Source organism: Aldersonia kunmingensis, assembly GCF_001646865.1.
Lineage (GTDB): Bacteria > Actinomycetota > Actinomycetes > Mycobacteriales > Mycobacteriaceae > Aldersonia > Aldersonia kunmingensis.
Window position 1 is genome coordinate 1 of record NZ_LRRB01000057.1, and the last position, 2544, is coordinate 2544.

General features: G+C 68.6%; 4 protein-coding genes. 3 read left to right on the plus strand and 1 reads right to left on the minus strand.

All coding sequences use genetic code 11. The features are described 5' to 3' along the window. The coding region (locus A8G08_RS04210; protein ID WP_169823259.1) for an enoyl-CoA hydratase/isomerase family protein at nucleotides 1–335 on the minus strand (335 nt) is incomplete at its 3' end. A gap of 161 nt (nucleotides 336–496) precedes the next feature. Here A8G08_RS04210 and A8G08_RS04215 point away from each other — a divergent pair. From A8G08_RS04215 to A8G08_RS04225, 3 genes are all read left to right on the plus strand, one after another. Beyond that, a complete protein-coding gene (locus tag A8G08_RS04215; protein WP_068270554.1) occupies nucleotides 497–1258 on the plus strand; it encodes a 3-hydroxyacyl-CoA dehydrogenase in 762 nt (253 codons plus the stop codon). A gap of 111 nt (nucleotides 1259–1369) precedes the next feature. After that, nucleotides 1370–1993 carry an NUDIX hydrolase gene (locus tag A8G08_RS04220; RefSeq protein ID WP_068270557.1) on the plus strand — a complete coding sequence of 208 codons (624 nt, stop codon included), beginning with the start codon at nucleotides 1370–1372 and terminating at the stop codon, nucleotides 1991–1993. 17 nt (nucleotides 1994–2010) lie between these two features. Next, nucleotides 2011–2544, plus strand: a 534-nt coding sequence (locus tag A8G08_RS04225) for an SMP-30/gluconolactonase/LRE family protein (RefSeq protein WP_169823260.1), incomplete at its 3' end; no start/stop codon positions are given.

Genomic DNA, 2544 nt, shown 5'->3' on the forward strand with positions numbered 1-2544 from the left:
ACGACGCGCGGGAATGCACGGATCGCAGCGACCGCGCGGTTGGCGGCGTCGATTGTGCGGGTGTCCGCGGGGCGGTCCTCGCTCTTTTCGGTGGCGGACAGGTCGGCGCCGGTGCAGAACGCGCGACCCGTGCCGGTCAGCACGGCAGCCCGCACCGCGGGATCGTTGGCGTGGCTCTCGAAAGCCTCTGCGATCGCTTCGAGGGAGGCGTAGGTGAGCGCGTTCATCCGCGCGGGCCGGTTGAGAGTCACACGCAGCACGCCGGAATCGACGGTGACGTCGACGCCCGGAATGGCGGCGCCGGGCGCTTCGGTCTCGGAAGCTGCCGTACTCATGCGGGACCTCTTTCTCCGTGGGCCGAAACTCGGCCGGTCTGCTCCGACTCATCATTACCCCACGCGAGCGGGTACTGACGAGGGGTGGTGCGCTTTGACCGCGGCGGACCTGCTGTGATAGCTGTTTAGCGAGCGATAAGTAAACCATCCGAAAGGGAGCCATGAACGTCACCGATACCGTCGCGATCATCACCGGCGGTGCCTCGGGCCTCGGCCTCGCGACCACCAAGGCGCTGATCGCCGACGGTGCCACCGTTGTCATCTTCGACCTGCCGTCGTCCAACGGTGAGGCCATCGCCAAGGAGCTCGGCGACCGCGTGCGCTTCGCTGCGGGCGATGTCACCGACGAGGCGTCCGTCGCCGCCGCGCTGGACGTCGCGGAGTCGCTCGGCACGCTGCGTGTCGCGGTGAACTGCGCCGGCATCGGCACCGCCATCAAGACCGTCAACAAGAACGGCGCGTTCCCCCTCGACGCCTTCAAGAAGGTCGTCGACGTCAACCTGTTCGGCACGTTCAACGTGCTGCGCCTGGCGGCCGAGCGCATCTCGAAGACCGACCCGGTCGACGGCGAGCGTGGCGTGATCATCAACACCGCCTCCGTCGCCGCGTTCGACGGCCAGATCGGCCAGGCCGCGTACTCCGCGTCGAAGGGCGGCGTTGTCGGCATGACCCTGCCGATCGCGCGTGACCTCGCGTCGCTGCTCATCCGCGTTGTCACCATCGCGCCGGGCCTGTTCAAGACCCCGCTGCTCGGCTCGTTGCCGGAAGAGGCGCAGAAGTCGCTCGGCGCGCAGGTGCCGCACCCGTCGCGTCTGGGCGACCCGGCCGAGTACGGCTCGCTGGCGGCGCACATCATCTCGAACCCGATGCTCAACGGCGAGGTGATCCGTCTCGACGGCGCGATCCGGATGGCGCCGCGCTGACGGTTGCATTCCGCACGACACCGGCTGGGGCCCGGTACATCCACCTCGGGTGTACCGGGCCCCAGCCCGTTTATGCAGCCACCCGTCCGCTGTGACATAAGGTCACCAGTGATGACACCTTCGGCGGATCCCGACGCCTTCCTGGCGCAGACCACCACCAGGCTGGCGCAGTTCGACGTGCACACCGTCGACGCCGCCGGACGGCGCGCCGCCGCGGTCGCGCTCGCGTTCGGCCCCACCGAATCGGGGGAGATCGGCTTCATTCTGACGCGCCGGGTGGCACGCCTGCGCGCTCATCCCGGCCAGTTCGCGCTGCCCGGCGGGCGCGTCGACAATGGCGAGACCCCCGCGGAAGCAGCAGTCCGCGAACTCGGTGAAGAGATGCGGGTATTCATCGACCCGAGCGCCGTGCTCGGCCGGCTCGACGACTATGTGACCCGGTCCGGATACGTGATCTCGCCCTACGTGGTCTGGGTCGCCGAGGGGCTTGCCGATATCGATCCGAACCCGGAGGAGGTGGCCGAACTGTTCGTGCCCACCCTTTCCGAGCTCGACGTCGACCCACGCTTCATCTCCATTCCGGAGTCCGAGCGGCCGGTCGTGCAGTGGCCGTTCCGGGATCACTTGATTCACGCGCCGACCGGCGCGATCGTCTACCAGTTCCGAGAGGTCGTGTTGCACGGTCGTTCCACCCGCGTGGACGGGCTGGAACAGCCCGTCTTCGCGTGGCGCTGATCGAGAAGGGGAGGGAAATGGCAATCCTGGGACGACTGAACCGCGTCGGTATCGAGCCTGTCGCGTGGCGCGCCCCCAAGGCGCCCGACCGCACCGGCGCTTTCGCGCCGAACACCGAACTCGACGCGGCACAGCGCTGGCTGCTCCCGTCGGGCGAAGGCCCCGAGGACGTCGCGGTCGACCACGAGGGCCGCGTGATCACCGGGGCCGCGGACGGCGCGATCTGGCGCTTCGACACCCACGGCAAGGCCGAGCTCATCGCACGCACCGGCGGCCGGCCCCTCGGCATCGAAATGCTGGACGACGGAAGGTATCTGGTCTGCGACTGCGAGCGCGGGGTGCTGCGCGTAGATGACAGCGGTCGCTGCGAAGTGCTTGCCGACACCGCCGTCGGGCAGCCGTTGCTCGCCACCAACAATGCGGCGGTCGCACGTGACGGCACCATCTACTTCAGCGATTCCTCGGCGCGATACGCCATCGCGGAGCACAAACTCGACATCCTCGAGCACGGCGGCACCGGACGGCTGTTGCGGCTCGACCCGAAGACCGGC

Coding starts and splice junctions, on each gene's coding strand:
- A8G08_RS04220 (WP_068270557.1), top strand. CDS start 1,370: ATGACACCTTCGGCGGATCCCGACGCCTTCCTGGCGCAGACCACCACC.
- A8G08_RS04215 (WP_068270554.1), top strand. CDS start 497: ATGAACGTCACCGATACCGTCGCGATCATCACCGGCGGTGCCTCGGGC.